Origin of the sequence: Aeromonas sp. R6-1 (assembly GCF_040908165.1) — a bacterium.
GTDB classification, from domain to species: domain Bacteria; phylum Pseudomonadota; class Gammaproteobacteria; order Enterobacterales; family Aeromonadaceae; genus Aeromonas; species Aeromonas caviae.
On sequence record NZ_JBFODF010000011.1, the window covers coordinates 13213 to 35480 of the forward strand.

The following is a 22268-nucleotide window of genomic DNA, read 5'->3' on the forward strand; positions in this document are numbered from 1 at the left end:
CAAATAATGTACAGTTTTACCCGCACTCTTTAAGTGTATATTCAGCTTGGGGCGGGCAAAATGGTATCCAGTTCATCATCCGGAGTTGTTGTTATGGATGCCAATGTCGTTGCGCTGAATCGGGGATACGATCAGACCTTTCAAGCCAGGGAACAGAGGCTCATCAACACCCTGGCCGGTTACAGCGAACTGCTTGTCTCCTTCTCCGGCCGACTGGAATCCTGCTACAGCATGGATCTGTGCCGGGCCAGCGGGGTGCGATTTCGCGCCATCACCCTGGACAACCCCACCCTCAGCCGCCAGTCGGTGGCCAGGGCACAGCGCTACTGCCGGCACTACGGCATCCCCCATCAGGTGCTCAAGACCGACGAGATGATCTTCAGCGCCCACCTGGGCCACCTCGCCGAGGTGACCGACCCGGTGCGCTACCTCTGCCAGCAGCTCGAACATGAAGAGGGCCCGCCGCTGCTGATGTCGGCCTCGGTGGAGGAGAAGCGGGAGTACCTGCGCCGATTCCACAGCCTGCCCGCCAACACCCTCTGGATCTTTGCCGAGCAGGGGATGACCAACCGGGATTTTCGCTACGGCTTTCACCAGCGGCAACTGGCGCTCTGGGGAGACGTGGGGGAGGCCTGCCTGAGCCGGCGGTTTGTCGATATGACCTCCCTTGACAGGCGGCACCTGCGGATGGTCGACATGGCCGAGCAGATGCTGGTGGACATGGGGCTGGGGGGAGCCCAGGTCTTCTTCCATACCCTGGGTGACAGGGTCACCACCCTTGCGAGGATCCGGGTGCCCGAACGGCTGCGGGCCCTGGTGTTCGACATGCAGCCCACCATCCAGAAGGCCCTCAGGAGTGCCCAGTTCGATCTGGTGACCCTGGATCTGGCCACGCTGGAGGATCCCCACCCACTGGTCATCTGAGCCGGGGCGTAACGTGAGGGGGGGCATAGGCAAGGAGGGCACGACTCTTTATACTGCCCCTTCGCATCCTTTATCGAGTGCCTGCCCATGAAACCCCTCTCCCGACTGCTGGTCGCCCTCTGTCTGTGCCCTCTGCTGGCCGAGGCGGCTCCCCTGCACCAGATCACCTTGCCGGATGGTCGCCAGGTGCAACTCAATGACGATTTCACCTGGGAATACCTGCTGGTCAAGCCGGCAGCCACGGTAGCCGGTCAGGCAGTGACGGCGAGTGTCGCGGCCCCGGTGCTGACCGAGCAGGCCATGGCCCATCCCGACTTGCTCTCCCAGGCGACCCGGGACGGCATCACGGTGAAGCTGGACCAGGTGGCGGGGGACGATCCCCTCAGCCTGCAGTTCGTGGTGAGCAACACCGGCAGTCGCAACGTGGTGCGCGTCAACGGCAGCCTGACCCTGTTCAGCGCCGACGGGGTGCAGCTCTCGAGCGAGCCCGTGCGCTTCTGGGTCGGGGAGAACCGCCTGCCTGACTCCTACCTGCGCAAGGGGGAGGCACGCGCCTCCCGGGCCATCGAGCTGGCACGACCCGCCGGCCTCACCGGCAAGCCGCTGGTGCGGGTGCAGATCGACGAGGTGGAGTTCCGCTAGTATGACGGCGGGGGAGCCCTCGCTCCCCCGCAGAGTGTTGCACCGGTAACCGCCAGCAATATCCGCTTACATCTGACATGGTTTGGCAACAGCTTGCTCCTCGGCGTTGCCCCCTTTGCCCGTCACAATGGCTCCATTCCAGTTAGGTCCGCCTAACTCAACCCATGGAGTCAACAAAATGCAAAAGATCGCACTGTCTGTTCTGGTTCTGGCCGGTCTCTCTTCCACCTCCGTCCTGGCGCAAGATGCCTTCAGCTATGCCAAGGGCTCTGCTACCTGGGCCCACACCAAGTCTGACTACATCGGTGGCAAGGATGGGGAGAACCGCGACTTCGGCGGCCTGAGCCTGGATCTCTCCAAGAGCTTCACCAGCAATGTCTATGGCCGGATCGGCAGCGAATACACCTCCCGCAGCAGCGGCAACGACAGCATGGCCATCTCCAGCCTGGGGATGGGTGTCTACACCCCCCTCAGCACCGGCCTGAACCTCTACGGTGAAACCGGCCTGATGGGCTACAGCCTGGAACGGGAGCTGGCCTCCGATGTGAACCATTCCGGTTGGGATACCCTGGCCCGCAAGAAGAGCGGCAGCCTCTACGGAGAAGTGGGCCTGCGCTACGACATCGGCGCCGTCGAGCTCTCCACCGGCTATCGCTACGCCAACATGACCGACGACATGCACGACTTCAAGGCGGGGGCGGCGTACAAGCTGACCCAGAACCTGGCCCTCACCGCCGACTACACCTATCGCAACTGGGATCTGCAAAAAGGCTCCATCTCCAGCCTGGGTGTGAAATACAGCTTCTGATCATCCTTCCTGCAGGGTCTTCACCTTTACCCATGACTTCGGTCATGGGTTTTTTTATGGGGGCTGATCCGCCCGCCGCCCCCTGGCCGTATCAGTTCGCAATAGTTATACAGCTTACAATTTTTTGTATAACTGCTATAACTTACTCAAGGCTTATACAAGGGGCTTCATCATGTACAAGATCAAGGTCGGTATCAGTGCCTGTCTGCTCGGCCAGGAAGTGCGCTTCGACGGGGGCCACAAACGATCCAGTTTCTGCGAACGGGATCTGGGCGCCCATTTCGACTATCACCCCGTCTGCCCCGAGATGGCCATTGGCCTGGGCGCACCCCGCGCCGCCATCCGGCTGGTGAAACGCCAGGGCGAGGTGCGGGCCGAGGCAAGCAACGGCAGCTTCGACGTTACCGACAAGCTGATTGCCTTCAGCGAGCAGAAGGCACGCCAGCTCGACTTCCTCTCCGGCTACATCCTCTGCGCCAAGTCCCCCAGCTGCGGCATGGAGCGGGTGCGCATCTATGGCGCCAACAACGAGGGGAGCGCCAAGGAGGGGGTCGGCCTCTTCGCCAAGGCGCTGATGGAGGCCAACCCCCTGCTGCCGGTGGAGGAAGATGGCCGCCTGTGCGACCCCATCCTGCGGGAGAACTTCGTCCTGCGGGTCTTTGCCTACCACGACTGGCAGCAGCTTTGCGCCCGAGGGATCACCGCTTCAGCCCTGATCCGCTTCCATTCACGCTACAAGTACCTGGTGCTCTCCCACGCCACCACCCACTATCGGGCGCTGGGGCGCCTGCTCGCCAACCTTGGCAAGGCCAACCTGCAGGAGGTGGCCGACAGCTACATCCAGGGGTTGATGGCGGCGCTGACCCTGCGGGCCAACCGCCGCAGCCACACCAATGTGCTGATGCACCTGCAGGGCTACTTCAAGCGGGTGCTGACCCCGGCCCAGAAGCAGGAGCTGTGCGACACCATCGACAAGTACCGCACCGGGGTCTTCCCGTTGCTGGTGCCCCTTACCCTGATCCGCCACTACCTGCGCGAGTACCCGAACCCCTATCTCGCCGAGCAGGTGTACCTCAATCCCCATCCCGACACGCTGAAATTGCGTTACGGGCTGTGAAGGTGTGGCTGGATTTGGCCGATCAGGCCTACCTCGACCTTCATCCCGACACGCTCAAGCTGCGCTACGGGCTCTGAACCCCCTGTGCAGGCCCCGGCGGATGACCGGGGCCTCTTCCCAACGTCTGATGGACTCTCTCATGTCTGATGAATCACAAGCAGCCGCGCCTCTCCCCGACGAGGGCGTCTACCCCATTCGCGAGGTCTCCCGCCTCACCGGCGTCAACGCCGTCACCCTGCGCGCCTGGCAGCGCCGCTACGGGCTGGTGCAACCGGCCCGAACCGAGAAGGGCCATCGCCTCTACAGCGAGCAGGATATCCGCCAGATAGGCGAGATCCTGAGCTGGCTGGAGCGGGGGGTGAGCATAGGTCAGGTGAAGGGGCTGCTGAGCGAGCCCCAGAGTGCGCCAGTGAGCGATCACTGGCAGCAGACCCTGGAGCAGTTCAGCCAGGCGCTGCTCGCCTTCAACCAGCGCAAGGCGGAGGCCGAGCTTGGCGATCTGCTGGCGAGCTACCCCTTCGAGCTGGTACGCAGCCGGGTGCTGCAGCCCCTGGTGGAGCGGCTGCTGGGGCTGTGGCGCGAGCGCCCCGATGGCGAGCTGCTGCAACAGGTGTGGCTCGGCTGGCTGCATACCCGCTTCGCCCGCCACCTCATCGAGCAGGAGAAGGGCGTCCCCGTCACCCTGGCAAGCTGGGGGCAGGTGGGGCCGCTGGATCTGGTCTGGGCTGCGTATGAGCTCATCGGTCAGGGATATGAGGTGCAACTGCTGGGGGCGGTGGAGCCCCGCCATGCCACCCTGCTGGAAGGGCGCGCCACTCCCCCCTGGCTGATCCTGCTGGGGGCCGGGCTCGGCAAGCAGGACCAGGCCGCCGAATGGCCTGCGGGTACCCGCTTCTTTGGCGAGCTGGGACGCCTCTACGATGAGCCGTGGCGGCGTGCCCGCAACTGGCACGCCACCCTGGCAGAGGTCAGTGCGACGACCCGCACTGCCAAGGCGAAGGGCAAGGGCGGGAGAACACCGTCATGAGGCTGGTCTGGTTTCGCAACGATCTGCGTCTGGCCGACAACCCGGCCCTGCGCCACGCCTGCGCCGGAGATGAACCGGTCGCCGCACTCTTCATCGTCTCGCCGACCCAGTGGCAGACGCACAAGCTGGCCCCGGTCCGCCAGCGCTTCATGCTGGCACAGGTGGATGCCATGGGCCGCGAGCTGGCGGCGCTCGGCATTCCGCTTCATCTGCTGCGGGTCGAGACCTTTGCCGAGGTGCCGACGGCGCTGACGGCGCTTTGCCGGGATCTCGGGGTGAGCCAGCTCTACGCCAACCAGGCCATCGAGATCGACGAGCTGCGCCGCGACCACGCCGTCAGCGCCGCGCTGGGGGAGCAGGGCATGACCAGCCACTGGTTCAATGGCTGCTGCGTGCTGCCGCCCGGTCGGGTGCTGACCGGGTCGGGGGAGATGTTCAAGGTCTTTACCCCCTTCAGCCGTGCCTGGCTCAAGGCTCTCGAGGAGGATGGTTTCGTCATTCACCGTGCCCCCGCACCACGCGGCGAGCCGTTGCCGTTGCTGCCCCTGGCCGAGCGGGAGTGGGTGGACGACGGGCTGGGGGATCTGACGCCGGACACCCGCTGGCCGGTGGGGGAGGCCGAGGCGAGCCGCCGATTGCACGCTTTTCTGGATCAGGCGGTGCTCGATTACGGCGAGACCCGGGACTTTCCGGCGCTGGCGGGCACCTCCGTGCTCTCCCCCTATCTGGCGGCGGGCATCATCAGTGCCCGCCAGTGCGTGGGGGCGCTGCAGCAGCGTCTCGGCTACCGGCCCCAGTCGAAGGCCCAACCCGGTTTCGTCTGGCTCAACGAGCTCATCTGGCGCGAGTTCTACCGCCACTTGCTGGTGCTGATCCCGAGCCTCTCCATGAACCGCCCCTTCAAGCCGGAGACGGCGGCCCTGCCGTGGAGCTGGGATCCGGATGCCTTCGCCGCCTGGTGCGAGGGGCGCACCGGCTACCCCGTGGTCGATGCGGCCATGCGCTGCCTCAACGCCACGGGCTGGATGCACAACCGGCTGCGGATGATAGTGGCGAGCTTCCTCACCAAGGATCTCCACATCCACTGGCGGCTCGGGGAGGACTACTTCATGAGCCGGCTCATCGACGGGGATCTGGCGGCCAACAATGGTGGCTGGCAGTGGGCGGCGGGGACCGGGGCCGATGCGGCGCCCTATTTCCGGGTCTTCAACCCCACCACCCAGGGGCAACGATTTGATCCACAAGGGGAGTTCATTCGTACCTGGGTCACTGAGCTGGCGGATGTGCCTGCTGCCTATCTCCACGAGCCCCACGGCTGGTTGCGGCTCAAGGGGCGGCAGGATTATCCGGCCCCCATGGTGGATCATGCCGTTGCACGGGTGAGGGCCATCGAGATGTTCCGCGAACTGGAGAAAAACTAGCATGAATGACGCGCTGGCCCGCTTTGTCATCCTCTACCTGCAATTGGACAAGCATCAGTTGCACCGCTTGCCGGAGGTCTATGCCGATGAGGTGATCTTCATCGATCCTGCGCACCGGATAGAGGGGCTGGCCGCGCTCACCCGCTACTTTTCCTCCCTTTATGAGCGCCTTGCCCAGTGCAGTTTCGAGATAACGAGTCAGCAGCAGTCGGGCAACGAAGCCTGGCTCGCCTGGGTCATGACCTTCTCCCACCCCAGGATTGCCGGTGGCCGGGCCGTCAGGGTGGAGGGGGCCACCCGGCTGACGTTCGACTCCTGGGGCAAGGTGTGCCTGCACCGGGACTACTTCGATCTCGGGGCCATGCTCTACGAGCAGTTGCCGCTGCTGGGGCCCGTGGTACGGGCCATCAAGGGGAGGCTGGGGACATGAGCGGCCGGGTGCTGATCACCGGGGCCACCTCGGGCATCGGCCGCCAGCTGGCGCTGGATTATCGGCGCGCCGGCTGGCAGGTGTGGGGTTGTGGCCGGGACGAGGTGCGCTTGCAGGCACTGGCCGACCTGGGGATCACCCCTTTGCGATTCGATGCGCGCGACAGCGCCGCCATGGCCGGGGTGGCCGCAAGCCTGCCCGCCCTCGACCTGCTCATTCTCAATGCGGGCAACTGTGAATACATGGATCCGGCAGAAGGCTTTGACGGCGCCCTGTTTGCCCGGGTCATCGAGACCAACCTCATCGCCACCGGCAACGCCCTGGCCGCCTTGCTGCCACGGCTGGGGGCGGGTGGACGGCTTGCCATCGTCAGCTCCTCGGTGAGCTGGCTGCCCCTGCCACGGGCGGAGGCCTATGGCGCCTCCAAGGCGGCCCTCGATTATCTGGCGGATACGTTGCGCCTGGATCTGGCCAACAAGGGCATCGGGGTGACCCTGATCCGCCCGGGCTTCGTGCAGACGCCGCTCACCGACAAGAATGATTTTCCCATGCCCTGCCTGGTGACGGTGGAAGAGGCTTCCCGCGCCATCATGACGGGGCTTGCCGCCGGTCGCCACCAGATCCATTTTCCCCGTCGCTTCATCTGGCTGCTGCGCCTGCTCGGCGCTCTGCCGACGGGGCTCTGGCTGCGCCTTGGCCGCACACTCGTTTCGAAAGGACGCCCTTCATGAAGAAAAAGATCGCCATCGTCGGCTCCGGTATCTCCGGTCTCACCGCCGGTTTTCTGCTCCACAAGCTGCATGACATCACCCTGTTCGAGGCGGCGCCGACCCTGGGAGGCCACACCGCCACCGTGGAGGTGGAACAGGCTGGGCGCCACTATGCCATCGACACCGGCTTCATCGTCTTCAATGACCGCACCTATCCCAACTTCCTCAAATTGCTGGAGCGCATCGGTGTGGGGCGCCAACCCGCCGAGATGAGCTTCTCGGTCAAGAGTCCCGAGGGGATGGAGTACAACGGCCACAACCTCGATACCCTGTTCGCCCGGCGCCGCAATCTGCTGAGCCCGCGCTTCTATCGCTTCGTCGCCGAGATACTGCGCTTCAACCGGGAGGCGCGGGCCTGGCTGGCCGCGCATCGCCAGCGGGAGCTGACCCCCGAGCTGACCCTGGGGGACTTCCTGCAGGCGGGGAAATTCAGCGACTACTTCGCCCGCCACTACATCCTGCCCATGGGGGCGGCCATCTGGTCCTCCACCCTGGCGGACATGCGTGCCTTCCCCTTGAGCTTCTTCCTGCGGTTTTTCGCCAACCACGGGCTGCTGGAGGTGGCGAACCGCCCCCAGTGGTATGTGATCCCGGGTGGCTCGCGAGAGTACATAGGGCCGCTCACGGCGGGCTGGCAGTCGCGCATCCGCCTCGCTACCCCGGTGGAGGCGGTGCGCCGGGTGGCGGATGGCGTCGTGGTCACCAGCCAGGGGCAGGAGGCCCATTTTGACGAGGTGATCTTCGCCTGTCACAGCGATCAGGCCCTGGCCCTGCTGGCGGATGCGAGCGACGGAGAGAGGGCCATCCTCGGGAACATGCCCTATCAGGCCAACGACGTCTGGCTGCACACCGACGCCTCCTGCCTGCCGATGCGCCGCAAGGCGTGGGCGAGCTGGAACTACCAGCTCGGTGAGGATGACGGGGCGCGCCCTCTGGTGAGCTACAACATGAACATCCTGCAGGGGGTGAGCTCCCCCGCGCCCTTCTGCGTCAGCCTCAATCCCCGTGGACGGGTGGACGAGAGCAAGGTGTTGCGCCGTTTCGTCTATCATCATCCGGTATTCAATCAGGGCTCCATCGTCGCCCAGCAGCGACGGGGCGAGATCTGTGGCCATCAGCGCACCCACTTCTGCGGGGCTTACTGGTACAACGGTTTTCACGAGGACGGGGTGCGCAGCGCCCTGGACGTGGCCAGACGCTTCGGGGCCGAGCTATGAGCGGCGCCGCGGCCTTGACGCAAGGGGACGAGGGAATGGGGGAGGGGATCAGCGCCATCTGGCAAGGCTCGGTGCGCCATCGCCGCTTCGCCCCCAGGGCCCACGCTTTTTCATACAGCCTCTTCATGCTGGGGCTGGATCTGGACGAACTGCCTGGGCTTGAGCAGGGGCGCTGGTTTGCCGTGGAGCGGGCCGGACTGCTCTCGTTTCGCCGCGAGGACTATCTGCGGGGCAGCGAAGGGCCCCTCAAGCAGGCGGTCTGGGACAAGGTGGCGGCCCTTGGGGGGGATGCGGAGCCCGGCGGGCGGGTGCTGCTCCTTGGCAACGTGCGCTGCCTCGGGTTTTATTTCAGCCCGGTCAATTTCTACTTCTGCGATCGGGCGGGGGAGACCCGCTACCTGCTGGCGGAGGTCTCCAATACCCCCTGGAACGAGCGCCACTACTACCTGCTGGATCTGGCGGCGCTCTCCCCCCATGACAAGGATTTTCATGTCTCCCCCTTCATGGGACTGGGGATGCGCTACCACTGGCGCATCCGGGCGCCGAAAGAGGAGGCGCTGATCCATATCGAGAGCCACCCCGTATCCGGTGAGAGCAAGCTGTTTGACGCCACCCTGGCCCTGCGCCGCGCGCCGCTGTCGCGCAAGGGGCTGGCGGCGCTGCTGGTTCGCTGGCCCTGGATGACCCTGAAGGTGCTGCTCGGGATCTACTGGCAGGCCCTGCGCCTTTTTATCAAACGCACCCCCGTCTTCACCCATCCGGAGAGCCGCCCGTGACGTTGACACACCCGTTAAATTCCGCTTCCTGGTGTTGTCAGCAGCCCATGGTGCGGGTTCATCCCAACCGAACGACCTCACTCTTGACCCATTCGGAGAGCCGCTAATGGAACTTGCTCAATCAACCCTCTCTGCCTCTTTCATCGACAAGGGGGCCAAGCAACTGCTGCTCAAATTGCTGGCGCGCCTTGAGCAGGGCCAGCTGGTACTCCACGACGGCAGCGAGTGCCACCGTTTCGGCAAGGCGGGCAGCGACCTGCATGCCGAGCTGGTGGTGCAGGATCCGGCGTTTTATCGCCGCCTGCTGCTGGGGGGTAGCATCGCCGCAGGAGAGACCTGGGTGGAGGGTCTCTGGACCAGCCCGGAGCCGGTGGCACTGGTGCGCCTGCTGGCCCGCAATCTGCCGTTGCTCGACGCCCTGGAACGGCGCCTCGGCTGGCTCAGCTTCCCGTTCAACAAGGTGCGCCACTGGTTCAATCGCAATACCCTGACCGGTTCGCGCGCCAACATCGCCGCCCACTATGACCTTGGCAACACCCTCTATCAGGGCTTTCTCGACGATCACATGCAGTATTCGAGCGCCATCTATCCCCACCCGGACGCCACCCTGGAGGAGGGGCAGCAGGCCAAGCTGCGCACCATCTGCGAGCGGCTTGAGCTTGGGCCGGACGACCACCTGCTGGAGATAGGCACCGGCTGGGGCGGTCTCGCCGTCTATGCGGCCCGTCACTACGGCTGCCGGGTCACCACCACTACCATCTCCCGGGCCCAGCACGACTATGCCAAGGCGTGGATCGAGCGGGAGGGGCTGGGGGATCGCATCACCTTGCTGCTGGAGGATTACCGCAAGCTGGAGGGACGCTATGACAAGCTGGTCTCCATCGAGATGATCGAGGCGGTGGGGCACGCCTTCCTGCCCGACTATTTCCGCCAGTTGTCGCGCCTGCTCAAGCCCGGCGGACGCCTGCTGATCCAGGCCATCACCATCGCCGATCAGCGTCACGCCCAGTATCTGCGCGGGGTGGACTTCATCCAGCGCTACATCTTCCCGGGAGGCTGCCTGCCCTGCGTCTCCCAGATGGCGGGTCTGCTGGCGCGGGAGACCGATATGCAGCTGGTACGGCTGCACGATCACGGCCACCACTATGCCCGTACCCTGGCCCACTGGTGCGAACGCTTCCTGGCGCTGGCCCCGGAGCTGCCCAAGCTCGGTTACAGCCAGGATTTCATCCGGCTCTGGCACTTCTATTTCGCCTACTGTGAAGGGGGATTCTGGGAGCGGGCCATCAGCCTGGTGCAACTGGAGGCCGCTAAGCCGGGGCCCCATGGCTGGTCCGGGGACTTGCCGGCACACGGTCGCTGATCATGTGGCAGTGGGCCCACCTGCTGGGATTCAACCTCTACTGGTTGCTGGCGGTGACATGGCAGCAACCGGGCCCGCTGCTCGGGATGCTGCTGCTCCATTTCATCTTCTCCCCACGCCGTGGGCAGGACTGGCGCCTCATCCCGGTCGCCCTGGCAGGCTGCCTGCTCGACATCCTGCTCTGGCGCCTCGGCCTGTTTCACTTTCCGTCCGGTTTTCCGCTCTGGCTGTTGCTGCTCTGGTGCGGTTTCGCCCTGACCCTCTCCCACGGCCTTCCCTGGCTTCGCCTCTTGCCGCGCTGGCAACAGGGGCTGTTCGGCATGGTAGGGGGCGCCTCCTCCTATATGGCGGGGGCCGCCATGGGGGCAGTAAACTTACCCTGGGGCATCTGGACAAGCGCAGTGCTGCTGGCGGTGATCTGGATGTGGTGGTTACCCGTACTCCTGTGGGTAACGGTCAAGCTGGAGGGTGAGACGAGATGAACACCTTTTCGACCGACACCTTGTTGTTTTCCAAGTGGACCAGGGATGGCCAGTGCGAGCTGGCCGAGCGTTTCTACCTGGTGGTGGCCTGCCAGCGCGATGCCCAGGGGCATCTGGCGAGCGTGGTGATGCAGGATATCAACACCCTGCAGGAACAGGAGATGGACTGGCATGAACTGGAGGATCCCGCCCGTTGGCACATGGGGTGGAACTAGCCTGCTGCTGGCGGCCTTGAGCCTGCCACTGCTTGCGACCGCCCAGAGTGTTGCCGCCCCCTGGCAGGGGCTGCGAACCGTGGGACAGGGGGAGATGCGCTGGCTCTGGTTCAAGCTCTATGACGCCACCCTCTACAGCGAGAGCGGCCGCTATCAGCCGGGGCGCTACCCGCAGGCCCTCAGCATTACCTACGCGAGGGCCATCGAGCGCCAGGATCTGCTGGAGGCGACCGCCGCCGAGTGGCAGCGGCTCGGCCTTGGCAGCGAGAGTGAGCGCCAACGCTGGCTGGCTCGACTGGCCACGCTCTGGCCGGATGTCGTCCCCGGCGACAAGCTGGTTTTTTATGTGGACGAGCAAGGCACGGGCCACTTCTGGTTGCGAGATCGCCTCCTTGGCTCTCTTGATGATCCCGCCTTCGCCCCCGCGTTTCTTGCCATCTGGCTGACTGACGACAGCCGGGATCCCGCCCTGACCCGCCGCCTGCGCGGCCAATCCTGATGGAGTATTCCATGAAGTTCTCTTCCTGGTGGCGTCTTGCCTGGTTGCTACCCCTGCTGTGGCTCTCTGGTTGCGGCGCGGGTCTTGACGATTATCGCGGCTCCCGGCCGGGTTGGGATCTCGCCCGTTTCTTCAATGGCAAGCTGGTGGCCCACGGCCTGGTGACGGACCGCAGCGGCGAAGTGACCAGTCGCTTTCGGGTCGAGATGCAGGGGCACTGGCGAGAGGGCAAGGGGGAGCTGTTCGAGCAGTTTTACTTCGATGATGGCCGTCGGCAGACCCGCACCTGGTTTTTGAGCAAGGGGGCGGATGGCCACTGGCGCGGCACGGCTTCAGACGTGGTGGGGGAGGCGGTAGGCAAGACAGAGGGCTTTGCCCTCAATTGGCGTTATCAACTCGATCTGGCACTGCCGGATGAGAGCGTGGTGAGGGTGAGCTTTGATGACTGGATGTATCTGCTGGACGACGATCGCCTGATCAACCGCGCGAAGATCAGCAAGTTCGGCATTCACCTCGGCGAGGTGATCCTCTATATCGAACGGCTTGAGCAATGAAAGCCGGTGCATTTTTTGCCGACGATAGCCATTGGCTATGGATCGGCAAGGCACAGACGATTGTCCTTTGAGTCTGCTTCTGGATAAGCTGACTCCGTTCCCGATAATGCTTACCACCTGGAGGTGAATCATGAAGAGCCCCATTGGTCTTGATACCGTGCAATCACAAGCCCTGGCCGCCGAGCTCAACAAGCTGCTGGCCAGCTACCAGATCCTCTACATGAACGTCCGTGGCTTCCACTGGAACATCCGCGGCAACCAGTTCTTCGAGCTGCACCTGAAATTCGAAGAGATCTACAACGACCTGCTGCTGAAAGTCGATGCCCTGGCCGAACGCATCCTCACCCTGGATGGCGTGCCCCTGCACAGCTTCAGCGACTACATCCAGGTGTCTGCCATCCCCGAGCAGAAGGGGCTGCATGACGGTCGTGCCTGCGTGGAATCCCTGCTGGCGAGCTTCCGCGAACTGCTGGTCGCCCAGCGCCGCATCCTGGGTCAGGCCGCCGATGCCGGTGATGAAGGGACTGCGTCCATCCTCTCCGACTATGTGCAGCAGCAGGAGAAACTGGTCTGGATGCTGCGCGCCTATCTGGCCTGATGAACCTGGGGCCGGCTGCCCATGCTCCGGCCCGTATCATTGCCCCTGTTGTTGCAAACCCGAGTTGTCTCTCCTTGATTTCCCACCCGCTTGCCGCCCGATTTGGGCGGCTTTTTTCTATTTGATCTGCATCAATGAAACGTTAATTGGTAAATTGAATGCCTATTAAGTTTTCCAGGAGGGGAATAGAATCGCCACAAAACAGATAACTGAAATGTCCAATTAGGAGAGACATGATGTTTTGTGTGCAATGTGAACAGACAATTCGTACCCCGGCAGGCAACGGCTGCGCCTATGCACAAGGCATGTGCGGCAAGACGGCGGAAACTTCCGACCTGCAAGATGTGCTGATCTATACCCTGCAAGGGCTCAGCGCCTGGGCCCTGGCGGCCCGCGAGCACGGCATCGTCGACAGCGAAATAGACGCTTTCGTGCCCAAGGCGTTCTTTGCCACCCTCACCAACGTCAACTTCGACTCCGCTCGCATCGTCGCCTACGTCAACCAGGCGCTGGCCTATCGCCAGCAACTGGCCGCCAAGCTGGCACCGCTGGCGGTGCAGGCCGACACGCTGCCCGCCGCGGCCAGCTTCGAACCGGGTGCCGATCTGCTGGCCCAGCTGGCCCAGGCGCCGCAGACCGCGGTCAACCGGGGCAAGAACGAAGTCAACGAAGACATCATGGGGCTGCGCCTGCTCTGCCTCTACGGCCTCAAGGGTGCCGCCGCCTACATGGAGCACGCCCGGGTGCTGGATCAGCAGGATGCCGGGGTAGCCGCCGAATTCCATCGCATCATGAGCTGGCTCGGCACGGATCCCTGCGATCTGGATCCGCTGTTCAAGTGCGCCATGGACATTGGCCTGCTCAACTTCAAGATCATGGAGATGCTGGATCTCGGTGAAACCACCGCCTTCGGCCACCCCGAGCCGACCCAGGTTCGCGTCACTCCGGTTCCGGGCAAGTGCATTCTGGTCTCCGGTCACGACATGGTGGATCTCAAGCTCATCCTGGAGCAGACCAGGGGCACTGGCATCAACGTCTACACCCACGGCGAGATGCTGCCGGCCCTGGCCTACCCCTTCTTCAAGCAGTACCCGCACCTGGTGGGCAACTACGGCTCCGCCTGGCAGAACCAGCAGAAGGAGTTTGCCAATTTCCCGGGCGCCGTGGTGATGACCTCCAACTGCATCATCGACCCGAACGTGGGCAACTACAGCGATCGCATCTTCACCCGCTCCATCGTCGGCTGGCCGGGCGTGACCCACCTGGAAGGGGACGATTTCTCCGCCGTGATCGCCAAGGCGCAAGCGCTGGAAGGCTTCAAGCACGTTGAGCTCGAGCACTTCATCACCATCGGTTTTGCCCGCAACGCCCTGATGCAGGCCGCTCCCGCAGTGATCGACAAGGTCAAGGCTGGCGAAATCAGCCACTTCTTCCTGGTAGGGGGATGTGACGGTGACCGTGCCGAGCGCGCCTACTACACCGAGTTTGCCAAGGCGATCCCGCAGGACAGCCTGCTACTGACCCTGGGCTGCGGCAAGTACAAGTTCAACAAGCTCGATTTCGGCGACATCGGCGGCATTCCCCGTCTGCTGGATGTGGGTCAGTGCAACGATGCCTACTCCGCCATCCAGCTGGCCCTGGCGCTCGCCGACGCGTTCGAGTGCGGCGTCAACGATCTGCCCCTGACCCTTGTGCTCTCCTGGTTCGAGCAAAAAGCCATCGTCATTTTGCTCACCCTGCTTGCGCTCGGTGTGAAGGACATCCGCACCGGCCCGACCGCCCCGGCCTTCCTCACCCCGGCCCTGCTCAAGGTGCTGGAGGAGCAGTTTGGCCTGAAAGGCACCACCACGGCAGACGCGGATCTCGCCGAGATCCTGGCGGCCTGAGCAAAGATACAGCCTTACACGCTCAGCATGTTGTAAGCCTTTGGCGAGCCTGATGGCTCGCCTTTTTTCAACGCTATTTCCGAGCAAGAGGAGCCTTGCGATGACCTCCACCTCTTTGAGCCTGCGCTGTATAGCCCGCCGGGCAGAGACCCACGACGTAGCCAGTTGGCAATTCGTCCCTCTGGCTGGCGACCTGCCACCCGTGCTGGCCGGCCAGTGCGTCACCCTGCACACGATGATTGACGGCAAGCCTCACTGCCGCGCCTACACCCTCTCCTCCAGCCCGCAGGATCCTTTCTGGCAGGTCACCATCAAGGATGTGGGGCTGGTCTCTCACCATCTGCACCAGAGCCTGCAAGTGGGGGACGAGATCCGGGTAGACGGCCCCTTCGGCGATTTCCACCTGACCGCGCTCCCCTGCGAGCGGCCGCTGCTGCTCAGCGCCGGCTCCGGCATCACCCCCATGTGGGCCATGCTGCGGGACGAGCTCGCCAAGCGACCGGACGCCGATATCCGCTTTATTCACAGCGCCAGAACCCCCGGGGATGTGATCTTCGCGAGGGAACTGGCTTCACTGGCCGAGGCTCATGCCGGTGTGCGCCATGCTTTAGTGCTGGAGAAAGTAGGGAAAGAGGCGCCAACGGCTCATCCCTGGGTTGGCCGGCTCACACCGGGGATGCTCAAGGAACTGGCGCCGGATCTCTTGAGCCGCCACGTCTATCTGTGCGGGCCCGCCCCCTATATGGCGGTGGTGAGCGAGATGCTGGCCGGGCTCGGGCTGCCCCCCGGGCAGTTGCATCAGGAGTCGTTCGGCCTGCCTGCTGCGACATCGGGCGCGGCGCCAGTTGCGGCCGGCAGCGACCACTTCTGGCTGACCCTCAAAAAGAGCGGCAAGAAGGTGAAGATACTGCCTGGCCAGACCCTGCTGGCAGCACTGGAGGGGGCGGGGGAGACCATGATGGCCGCTTGCCGCGCCGGGGTGTGCGGCGCCTGTCGCTGCACCACGGAAGGCGAAATCGAGCGCCAGAGCGTGATGACCCTGAGCGCGCAAGATCTCGAGAACGGGGTGGCGCTGGCCTGTTCCTGCACCGCCAGAGGGGATGTGAGCCTGGAGTATTGACGGGCGTCATTGGTATCCCGAGCTTTTCCCGGGCGGGTCGTGCGGGTAGACTCAACCCCAGTTTCAGCAAAGTACGGGATAAAAAATGACAATTCTGGTGACGGGGGGAGCCGGTTACATCGGTTCCCACACCCTGGTCGAGCTGCTTGGTACCGGGCAGCAGGTCGTAGTACTGGACAACCTCTCCAACGCTTCCCCCGAGTCTCTCAAGCGGGTCGAGCGGATCACCGGCAAGCCGGTCACCTTCGTGGAAGGGGACATTCTGGACAGAGCCTGCCTGCAGCGGCTGTTTGCCGAGCACAGGATAGCATCCGTGATCCACTTCGCCGGCCTCAAGGCGGTGGGGGAATCCGGCCAGATCCCGCTTACCTACTATCAGAACAACGTGACCGGCACCCTGGTGCTGTGCGAAGAGATGGCCAGGGCCGGCGTGTTCCGGCTGGTGTTCAGCTCCTCGGCCACCGTCTATGGGGATCCGGCCTCGGTACCGCTGCGGGAAGATTTCCCCACCAGCGCCACCAATCCCTATGGCCGCTCCAAGCTGATGGTCGAAGAGATCCTGCGTGACCTCTCCAAATCCGATCCTCGCTGGGCCATCGTGCTGCTGCGCTACTTCAACCCGGTGGGGGCTCACGAGAGCGGCCTCATCGGTGAAGATCCCAACGGCATCCCCAACAACCTGCTGCCTTACATCAGTCAGGTCGGCGTGGGCAAGCTCAAGGAGCTGGGGGTCTTTGGCAACGACTACCCGACGCCGGACGGCACCGGGGTGCGCGACTATATCCACGTGGTGGATCTCGCCATCGGTCACCTCAAAGCGTTGGCCCGCATCAAGAGTGATACCGGCGTCTTCACCTATAACCTCGGCACCGGTCAGGGCTATTCCGTGCTGGAGATGGTCAAGGCGTTCGAGGCAGCCAGTGGCCGTGCCATTCCCTACCAGATCAAGCCCCGTCGCCCCGGCGACATTGCCGAGTGCTGGGCTGAACCGGCCCTGGCCCGTGACGAGCTGGGCTGGCAGGCCGAGCGGGGGCTGGAGCAGATGATGATCGATACCTGGCGCTGGCAAAGCCAGAACCCGAACGGTTATGGCCCTGCTGCGAAGCCGTGATCAAGGGTCATGCGCTGCTCTTCGCCTTGCTGACAGCTTCTCGCGACGACCCATCAGGCCTGATGGTTTGCAGCCTGAATAGCAAAACGCCCCGGCATGCCGGGGCGTTTTTTCATGAACAACGCGCGGGTTACTGAATGCTCTTGCCGGCGCGTACATCCTTGATGATGGCCTTGAGGCTGGCCAGATCCCGCGGTGCGCCGCGCAGGATCTGATCGCCGATGATGAAGGCCGGGGTACCGGAAATGGCCATGGCTTCGGCCAGCGCCCGGTTGGTACCCAGATTCTGATCGATGCTGCCGTCCTTGATCTTCGCCTCTACCTTGCTCCAGTCCACGCCGGCGGCCCTGGCGACGTCTTTCACCTGGGCTTCATCGGAGAGGGGCCCCTGATGGGCGTACAGCTTGTCGTGGAAGGCCTGGTATTTGTCGGGCTGGCCGAGCTTCACCGCCAGCGCCGCGCGGGCGGCGTAGTAGGAGGTTTCGCTCAGGATGGGGAACTGCTTGTAGATGTAGCGGATCTCCTTGTCCTCAGAGAGCAGTTGCTGAATGAGGGGATGAGCGCGCTTGCAGTAGCCGCAGTTGTAGTCGAAGAACTCCACCACCGTCAGGCTGCCCTTGGGATTGCCGCTCTCGGGATCCTGGTTGGCGAAGAGCTGCTTGGCATGGGCTTCTATCAGCGTCTTGTCGTTCTCGGCCTGCTGGCTCTCCTGCTTGGCACGCAGGGCGTTGGACATCTCGACCAGGATCTCCGGATTCTTGACCAGATAGTCGCGCACGATCTGCTCGACATCGCTCTTGGTCAGCTCGCTCGCCTGCACGGGCGCCGCAAGCAGGGTCGCGCCGGTCAGGGCGGCGAACAGGGCATGTTTGATTCTCATAAGTCCATCTTGCTGGGGATGTGGTAGTGGCCCCTATAGTGGGTGAGTCTGTTTTCAAGTCAAGCCATCCGCTTGAAAAAGCACGGTTTGCAGCGGTTTTGCCGGTTTTGTGCGCCAGATAGCCCAATAAATGGGCAAACAAACGGAGTGGGGATTTACAAGGGCTGGGGGCATGGGTAATATGCGTCGCACTGCTGCGGAGGGGTGGCAGAGCGGCTGAATGCACCGGTCTTGAAAACCGGCGATGGGCGACCATCCGTGGGTTCAAATCCCACCTCCTCCGCCATCCATATAGCCCAACTGATTTATTCAGTTGGGCTTTTTTGTGTCTTCGGTTTTGGGTATGCCACCGTGTGCCCGGATTTAGTTGACCATCGCGATCACTCCCAGGGCGTCACATTGGCGTACTTGTATTTGGCATAGACGGGCTGGCCGTTGTAGGAGCTGGGCGGGAAGCTCGGGTTGGCGCTGATCCAGTTATTCACAAACGTCTGCATCCAGCTGGTGACGGGGCGGCTCTCGCGGCGCACGCTCACCCATTTGTTCTGGGTGCGGCTGAAGACCTGCCAGGTGACTCCCGCCTCGTCGATGTTGAAGGCGTAGCGCTCCATGTTCCAGATGGAGATACCGTACTTGCCCAGGTCGATGTCCTGGGGATACTGACGCCCCTGGATCCAGACGTTGGTATGGAGCAGGTTGGTGCCCCCCATCAGCTCGATGTCGACTTCATAGTGAGAGCTGGTGCCTGCATCTCCGGTATAGGTAAAGAAGGAGCTGATGGTGCCGGGCACCGATCCTGCCTGCATCTGCACCTCATAACGACCCTTGCGGGTGTAGTTGTAGGTTCGCAGCTCAGCGCAGCTCTTGTTTCCTTTGTCGGATTTCGCATGGAGGATGGCCGTGCCGGACTCCATCCAGACGTTGGCGGCACGCCAGGTGCAGTCAAATTCTGACCCGCCATTGCGCCAACCATCAGAGACCTGCCAATCCTGATTGCTCCACCACCATGCCGATGCCTGAGTGGAATATAATCCTCCCGCCATCAGCAATACTGACATCAGTCCAAATTTACGCATATTATCCACATTCCTGTGTGTTTATTAATGAGTGTTTTATTGATGACTACAAGCAGCATCAGAATAGCCATAAACAGATGTTGAAACTTATACTGGTATCGCGTCATGACAGTTTCATATTTTTGAAATTGCCTGAAAAAGGTATGAAAGACATGACGGCTGGCTGGTATAACCAGAATAAAAAAAGCCACCGTATATAACGGTGGCAAAAGCACGGACTCCCGATCCGATGAGTTAAAATCAGCTGGCTTGGCGGCGATAGATCTCGACCAGTTCGGTGGCCAGTTCGCGGCACAGAATGGAGGTCATCAGGTGATCCTGGGCATGTACCATGACCAGTGTCATCTTGGTCTTGCCTTCGCCCTCATCGGCTTCAATCAGTTTGGTTTGTACGGCATGGGCAGCTTTCCCCGCGTCGGTGGCCTGGAGCAGCAAGGCATCCGCTTCGCTGAACTGGCCAGCACGAGCCTGACGCAGGGCTTCGAAACAGAGACTGCGAGATTGGCCGGCATTGACGATGATGCCCATGACTGCTTCTTCAAGATCCATCATTTATGACTCCTTAAAATCCATTATTACGAGAGACGTTGGCGAACCATTCACCACTTTTCTTGACGGTGCGCTGCTGGCTTTCCAAATCAAGGCAGATGAATCCATAACGGTTCTTGTAGGCATTCATCCAGGACCAGTTGTCAATAAAGGTCCACAGGTGATAACCACGGCAATTACTTCCTTCGGCAATGGCGGTATGAATCCACTGGAGGTGGCCGCGAATGAAGTCGATACGATAATCGTCTTTTACCTGACCATCTTCACCAATGAATCTGTGCTCCCCTTCGACACCCATACCATTTTCGGAGATATAGCTTGGGATATTTCCATAGTTGTCGCGCAGGTTGATCAATATGTCATAAATTCCGCGCTCATATATTTCCCAGCCGCGATAAGGGTTCATTTTGCGGCCCGGCATCTCGTAATTCTCGAAGAACCAGTCAGGCAGGAAAGGGGAGTCCGGGTTGATGGCCGTCATGCGTGCCTTCACTCGCCGCGGCTGGTAGTAGTTGATGCCGAGCAGATCGATCTTGCCGGCGGCCAGCAGTTCGCAGTCGCCGCTTTGCACCACGGGCATCTGATCGTGCTCGCGCAGGATATCGATCAGCTCCTGGGGATAAACCCCCTTCACCGCAGGATCGAGGAAGGCGCGGTTGAAGAACAGGTCGGCAATGAACGAGGCCTTCAAGTCTGCCGGGTTTGAAGAGCGCGGATAGGAGGGGGTCAGGTTCAGGACGATGCCGATCTGGCCGGGCAGGGAGAGTGTGCGATAACGCTTCACCGCCAGACTGTGGGCCAGCATCATGTGATAGGCCACCTGGGCTGCCCGTTTGAAGTCCATCTGGTTCGGGTAATGGAAGTCATACAGATACCCTCCTTCCACTACCACAACGGGTTCATTGAAGGTCATCCAGCAGGCGACGCGATCACCGAACAGTTTGAAGCAGAGCGCTGCGTACTCGGCATAGGCCGCCACGGTTTCGCGGCTCTCCCAGCCCCCCTGCTCCTGCCAGTACATCGGCATGTCGAAGTGGAACAGGCCGATGAAGGGTTTGATCCCCTTGGCCAGCAGCTCATCGATAACCTTGTTGTAGAAGTCGACGGCCTCCTGATTGACGGTGTGGCCATCCGGCAGCAACCGGGCCCAGGAGATGGATGTGCGGAAGCTGTTGTGGCCAATCTGTTCCATCAATGCGATGTCTTCACGATAACGATCGTAGAAGGTGGAGGTGTTGGCCGGGCCAACCTGACCGTGGAAACGGTGTGGCTCCGTCTCGAACCAGTGATCCCAGATGGTCGGTGCCTTGCCGCCCACATTGGCAGCCCCTTCCGATTGTGCGGCCGACGAGGCGCTACCCCACCAGAAGCCTTCGGGGAATGTATATTGCATTGCAGTTTCCTCTTGATAACCGGCGTGCAGGCGGCGTGGCGCCCGCACGCCTGGCGCTTACGCCTGACTCTGAATCGGTGTGATTGTGTCTGCTTTTTCTGATCTGGCGGCTTCTTCCGCTTCAGCCGTCTCGGCTTCCTGCTTGAGCAGGGTGCGTTCGTAAGCCCGCACGAAGGGGTAATACATCAGGGCGGAGATCCCCATGCAGATGAAGCACATGATGACCGGACTGAAGGCCCAGTTGGTCGCCCAGGAGGCGCCGATGGGGGCCGGCGTGGTCCATGCGGTCAGCATCACGACCCTTTCAACCAGACCCAGATCCACCGCGAACCAGGCCAGGATGGCGTTGATCACAGGTACAAAGATGAATGGCAGGAAGAAAACCGGGTTCATGATGATGGGAGCACCAAACAGGATCGGCTCGTTGATGTTGAAGAACCCGGGGACAACACCCATTCGCCCTATGGTGCGCAGGTGCACGGCGCGGCTGCGCATCAGCAGGAATGCCAGTGGCAAGGTGGAGCCCACGCCGCCGATAAAGAGGAAATGTTCCCAAAAACCGGGCAGGAAGGTGTGGGGAATGGCTTGGCCGGCGGCCATGGCTGCCTGGTTGCTGGCCAGGTTTGCCATCCAGAAGGGGTTCATGATACCGGTGACGATCATGGAGCCATGGATGCCGGCAAACCAGAGGATCTGGCACAACAGCACCGCCAGCAAGACGGCAGGCAGGCTGTCGGAAGCCGCCACCAGCGGTTTGAGCATGGACATGATCGCCTCGGGCAGGATCATGCCTGTGGTTTCCTGCAGCAGCATGTTGAAGGGGTGCAGGGTCAGGATAATCGCCAGGACCGGGATCAGCACCTCGAAGGAGCGCGCCACCCCCATCGGCACCTGCTCGGGCAGACGGATGGTGATGTTGTTGCGCTTGAGCCAGGCATAGACCTCGGTCGAATAGATGGCGCAAATGAGAGCGGTAAAGATACCCTGACCGGAGAAATACTGGGTGGAGATGGTGCCGTCTTTATATTGCGCCGCCACCAGCATGAACGACATCAGCGACAGCAGGCCCGTGATGATGGGGTCCAGGGAGTACTGCTTGGCCAGGCTGGATGCGACGCCCACCGAAATGAAGACCGTCATCAGCCCCATGCTCATGTTGAAGGGCAACATGAGTTCGGCACGATAGGTGTTGGAAAAATCGAGCCAGGCTCTGGCAAAGCCCCAGGTGGTTTCGCTGGAGATGGGTGGAAAAATGAAGACCAACATGAAGCTGCCGACGATCATGAACGGCAGCGCGGCAATAAAACCGTCACGGATGGCCAGAACATAGCGTTGCTGGCCCAGTTTTCCTGCCAATGGGCCGATCCGTTGTTCGATCAACTTGACCAGCATCCCATAGAGTGAACTCAT

At 62.2% G+C, this 22268-nt stretch carries 24 protein-coding genes and 1 tRNA gene; 20 read left to right on the forward strand and 5 right to left on the reverse strand.

Translation table 11 applies throughout. From position 1 onward, the window contains the following. Positions 1–60 precede the first annotated feature (60 nt). From AB5Y68_RS01725 to galE, 19 genes are all read left to right on the forward strand, one after another. The gene (locus AB5Y68_RS01725; protein WP_162483107.1) at positions 61–924 is read left to right on the forward strand and encodes a hypothetical protein; all 864 of its coding nucleotides are present in this window, start codon (positions 61–63) and stop codon (positions 922–924) included. Between the two features lie 87 nt (positions 925–1011). Further along, on the forward strand, positions 1012–1566 hold the full coding sequence (locus AB5Y68_RS01730) for a DUF3157 family protein (protein WP_039041373.1): 555 nt from the start codon (positions 1012–1014) through the stop codon (positions 1564–1566). 178 nt (positions 1567–1744) lie between these two features. Continuing rightward, positions 1745–2374 carry an outer membrane beta-barrel protein gene (locus tag AB5Y68_RS01735; RefSeq protein ID WP_039041374.1) on the forward strand — a complete coding sequence of 210 codons (630 nt, stop codon included), beginning with the start codon at positions 1745–1747 and terminating at the stop codon, positions 2372–2374. Positions 2375–2546: 172 nt separating this feature from the next. Continuing rightward, positions 2547–3491, forward strand: coding sequence for a DUF523 and DUF1722 domain-containing protein (locus AB5Y68_RS01740; protein WP_010673317.1), 945 nt, complete (start codon positions 2547–2549; stop codon positions 3489–3491). A 139-nt stretch (positions 3492–3630) separates the two neighbouring features. Beyond that, positions 3631–4518 (forward strand): MerR family transcriptional regulator, encoded by an 888-nt coding sequence (locus AB5Y68_RS01745; protein ID WP_039041375.1) that lies wholly within the window; start codon positions 3631–3633, stop codon positions 4516–4518. After that, positions 4515–5939: a deoxyribodipyrimidine photo-lyase gene (gene phrB, locus AB5Y68_RS01750; protein ID WP_039041376.1), complete on the forward strand. Its 1425-nt coding sequence runs from the start codon at positions 4515–4517 to the stop codon at positions 5937–5939. Before AB5Y68_RS01745 ends, phrB begins: the two co-directional genes overlap by 4 nt. 1 nt (position 5940) lies before the next feature. Then, on the forward strand, positions 5941–6369 hold the full coding sequence (locus AB5Y68_RS01755; RefSeq protein WP_039041377.1) for a nuclear transport factor 2 family protein: 429 nt from the start codon (positions 5941–5943) through the stop codon (positions 6367–6369). Further along, complete coding sequence (locus tag AB5Y68_RS01760) at positions 6366–7100, forward strand: SDR family NAD(P)-dependent oxidoreductase (protein WP_039041378.1); 735 nt, start codon at positions 6366–6368, stop codon at positions 7098–7100. Before AB5Y68_RS01755 ends, AB5Y68_RS01760 begins: the two co-directional genes overlap by 4 nt. Further along, the gene (locus tag AB5Y68_RS01765) at positions 7097–8356 is read left to right on the forward strand and encodes an FAD-dependent oxidoreductase (protein ID WP_323880254.1); all 1260 of its coding nucleotides are present in this window, start codon (positions 7097–7099) and stop codon (positions 8354–8356) included. Before AB5Y68_RS01760 ends, AB5Y68_RS01765 begins: the two co-directional genes overlap by 4 nt. Then, complete coding sequence (locus tag AB5Y68_RS01770) at positions 8353–9132, forward strand: DUF1365 domain-containing protein (protein WP_039041353.1); 780 nt, start codon at positions 8353–8355, stop codon at positions 9130–9132. Before AB5Y68_RS01765 ends, AB5Y68_RS01770 begins: the two co-directional genes overlap by 4 nt. Before the next feature lie 106 nt (positions 9133–9238). Continuing rightward, complete coding sequence (locus AB5Y68_RS01775) at positions 9239–10495, forward strand: cyclopropane-fatty-acyl-phospholipid synthase family protein (RefSeq protein ID WP_039041352.1); 1257 nt, start codon at positions 9239–9241, stop codon at positions 10493–10495. 2 nt (positions 10496–10497) lie between these two features. Further along, positions 10498–10977: a DUF2878 domain-containing protein gene (locus AB5Y68_RS01780; protein WP_039041351.1), complete on the forward strand. Its 480-nt coding sequence runs from the start codon at positions 10498–10500 to the stop codon at positions 10975–10977. Further along, positions 10974–11192, forward strand: a complete 219-nt coding sequence (locus tag AB5Y68_RS01785; protein WP_010673326.1) for a TIGR02450 family Trp-rich protein — start codon at positions 10974–10976, stop codon at positions 11190–11192. The genes AB5Y68_RS01780 and AB5Y68_RS01785 overlap by 4 nt, the downstream gene beginning before the upstream one ends. Beyond that, positions 11149–11691, forward strand: coding sequence for a chalcone isomerase family protein (locus AB5Y68_RS01790; protein WP_039041350.1), 543 nt, complete (start codon positions 11149–11151; stop codon positions 11689–11691). The genes AB5Y68_RS01785 and AB5Y68_RS01790 overlap by 44 nt, the downstream gene beginning before the upstream one ends. An 11-nt stretch (positions 11692–11702) precedes the next feature. Beyond that, positions 11703–12245 (forward strand): DUF3833 domain-containing protein, encoded by a 543-nt coding sequence (locus AB5Y68_RS01795; RefSeq protein ID WP_080768134.1) that lies wholly within the window; start codon positions 11703–11705, stop codon positions 12243–12245. Positions 12246–12375: 130 nt separating this feature from the next. Then, complete coding sequence (locus AB5Y68_RS01800) at positions 12376–12843, forward strand: Dps family protein (protein WP_010673329.1); 468 nt, start codon at positions 12376–12378, stop codon at positions 12841–12843. Between the two features lie 236 nt (positions 12844–13079). Beyond that, on the forward strand, positions 13080–14729 hold the full coding sequence (gene hcp / locus AB5Y68_RS01805) for a hydroxylamine reductase (protein ID WP_039041348.1): 1650 nt from the start codon (positions 13080–13082) through the stop codon (positions 14727–14729). A gap of 100 nt (positions 14730–14829) precedes the next feature. Beyond that, the gene (locus AB5Y68_RS01810; protein ID WP_039041347.1) at positions 14830–15849 is read left to right on the forward strand and encodes a hybrid-cluster NAD(P)-dependent oxidoreductase; all 1020 of its coding nucleotides are present in this window, start codon (positions 14830–14832) and stop codon (positions 15847–15849) included. 85 nt (positions 15850–15934) lie between these two features. After that, positions 15935–16960 carry a UDP-glucose 4-epimerase GalE gene (gene galE, locus AB5Y68_RS01815; RefSeq protein WP_039041346.1) on the forward strand — a complete coding sequence of 342 codons (1026 nt, stop codon included), beginning with the start codon at positions 15935–15937 and terminating at the stop codon, positions 16958–16960. A 130-nt stretch (positions 16961–17090) separates the two neighbouring features. On the opposite strand, the gene AB5Y68_RS01820 is transcribed toward galE, so the two are convergent. Further along, complete coding sequence (locus tag AB5Y68_RS01820; protein ID WP_039041345.1) at positions 17091–17840, reverse strand: DsbA family protein; 750 nt, start codon at positions 17838–17840, stop codon at positions 17091–17093. Between the two features lie 198 nt (positions 17841–18038). Here AB5Y68_RS01820 and AB5Y68_RS01825 point away from each other — a divergent pair. Further along, positions 18039–18126: transfer RNA gene (locus tag AB5Y68_RS01825), tRNA-Ser, on the forward strand. Between the two features lie 94 nt (positions 18127–18220). Here AB5Y68_RS01825 and AB5Y68_RS01830 read toward each other — a convergent pair. From AB5Y68_RS01830 to AB5Y68_RS01845, 4 genes are all read right to left on the reverse strand, one after another. Further along, entirely contained in the window at positions 18221–18916 is a 696-nt protein-coding gene (locus tag AB5Y68_RS01830; protein WP_080770122.1) for a family 16 glycosylhydrolase, read from the reverse strand. A gap of 240 nt (positions 18917–19156) precedes the next feature. Continuing rightward, positions 19157–19468 (reverse strand): PTS lactose/cellobiose transporter subunit IIA, encoded by a 312-nt coding sequence (locus tag AB5Y68_RS01835; protein WP_010673336.1) that lies wholly within the window; start codon positions 19466–19468, stop codon positions 19157–19159. A 10-nt stretch (positions 19469–19478) separates the two neighbouring features. Further along, entirely contained in the window at positions 19479–20858 is a 1380-nt protein-coding gene (locus AB5Y68_RS01840; protein ID WP_039041344.1) for a glycoside hydrolase family 1 protein, read from the reverse strand. A 57-nt stretch (positions 20859–20915) separates the two neighbouring features. Further along, positions 20916–22268, reverse strand: a complete 1353-nt coding sequence (locus tag AB5Y68_RS01845) for a PTS sugar transporter subunit IIC (RefSeq protein ID WP_039041343.1) — start codon at positions 22266–22268, stop codon at positions 20916–20918.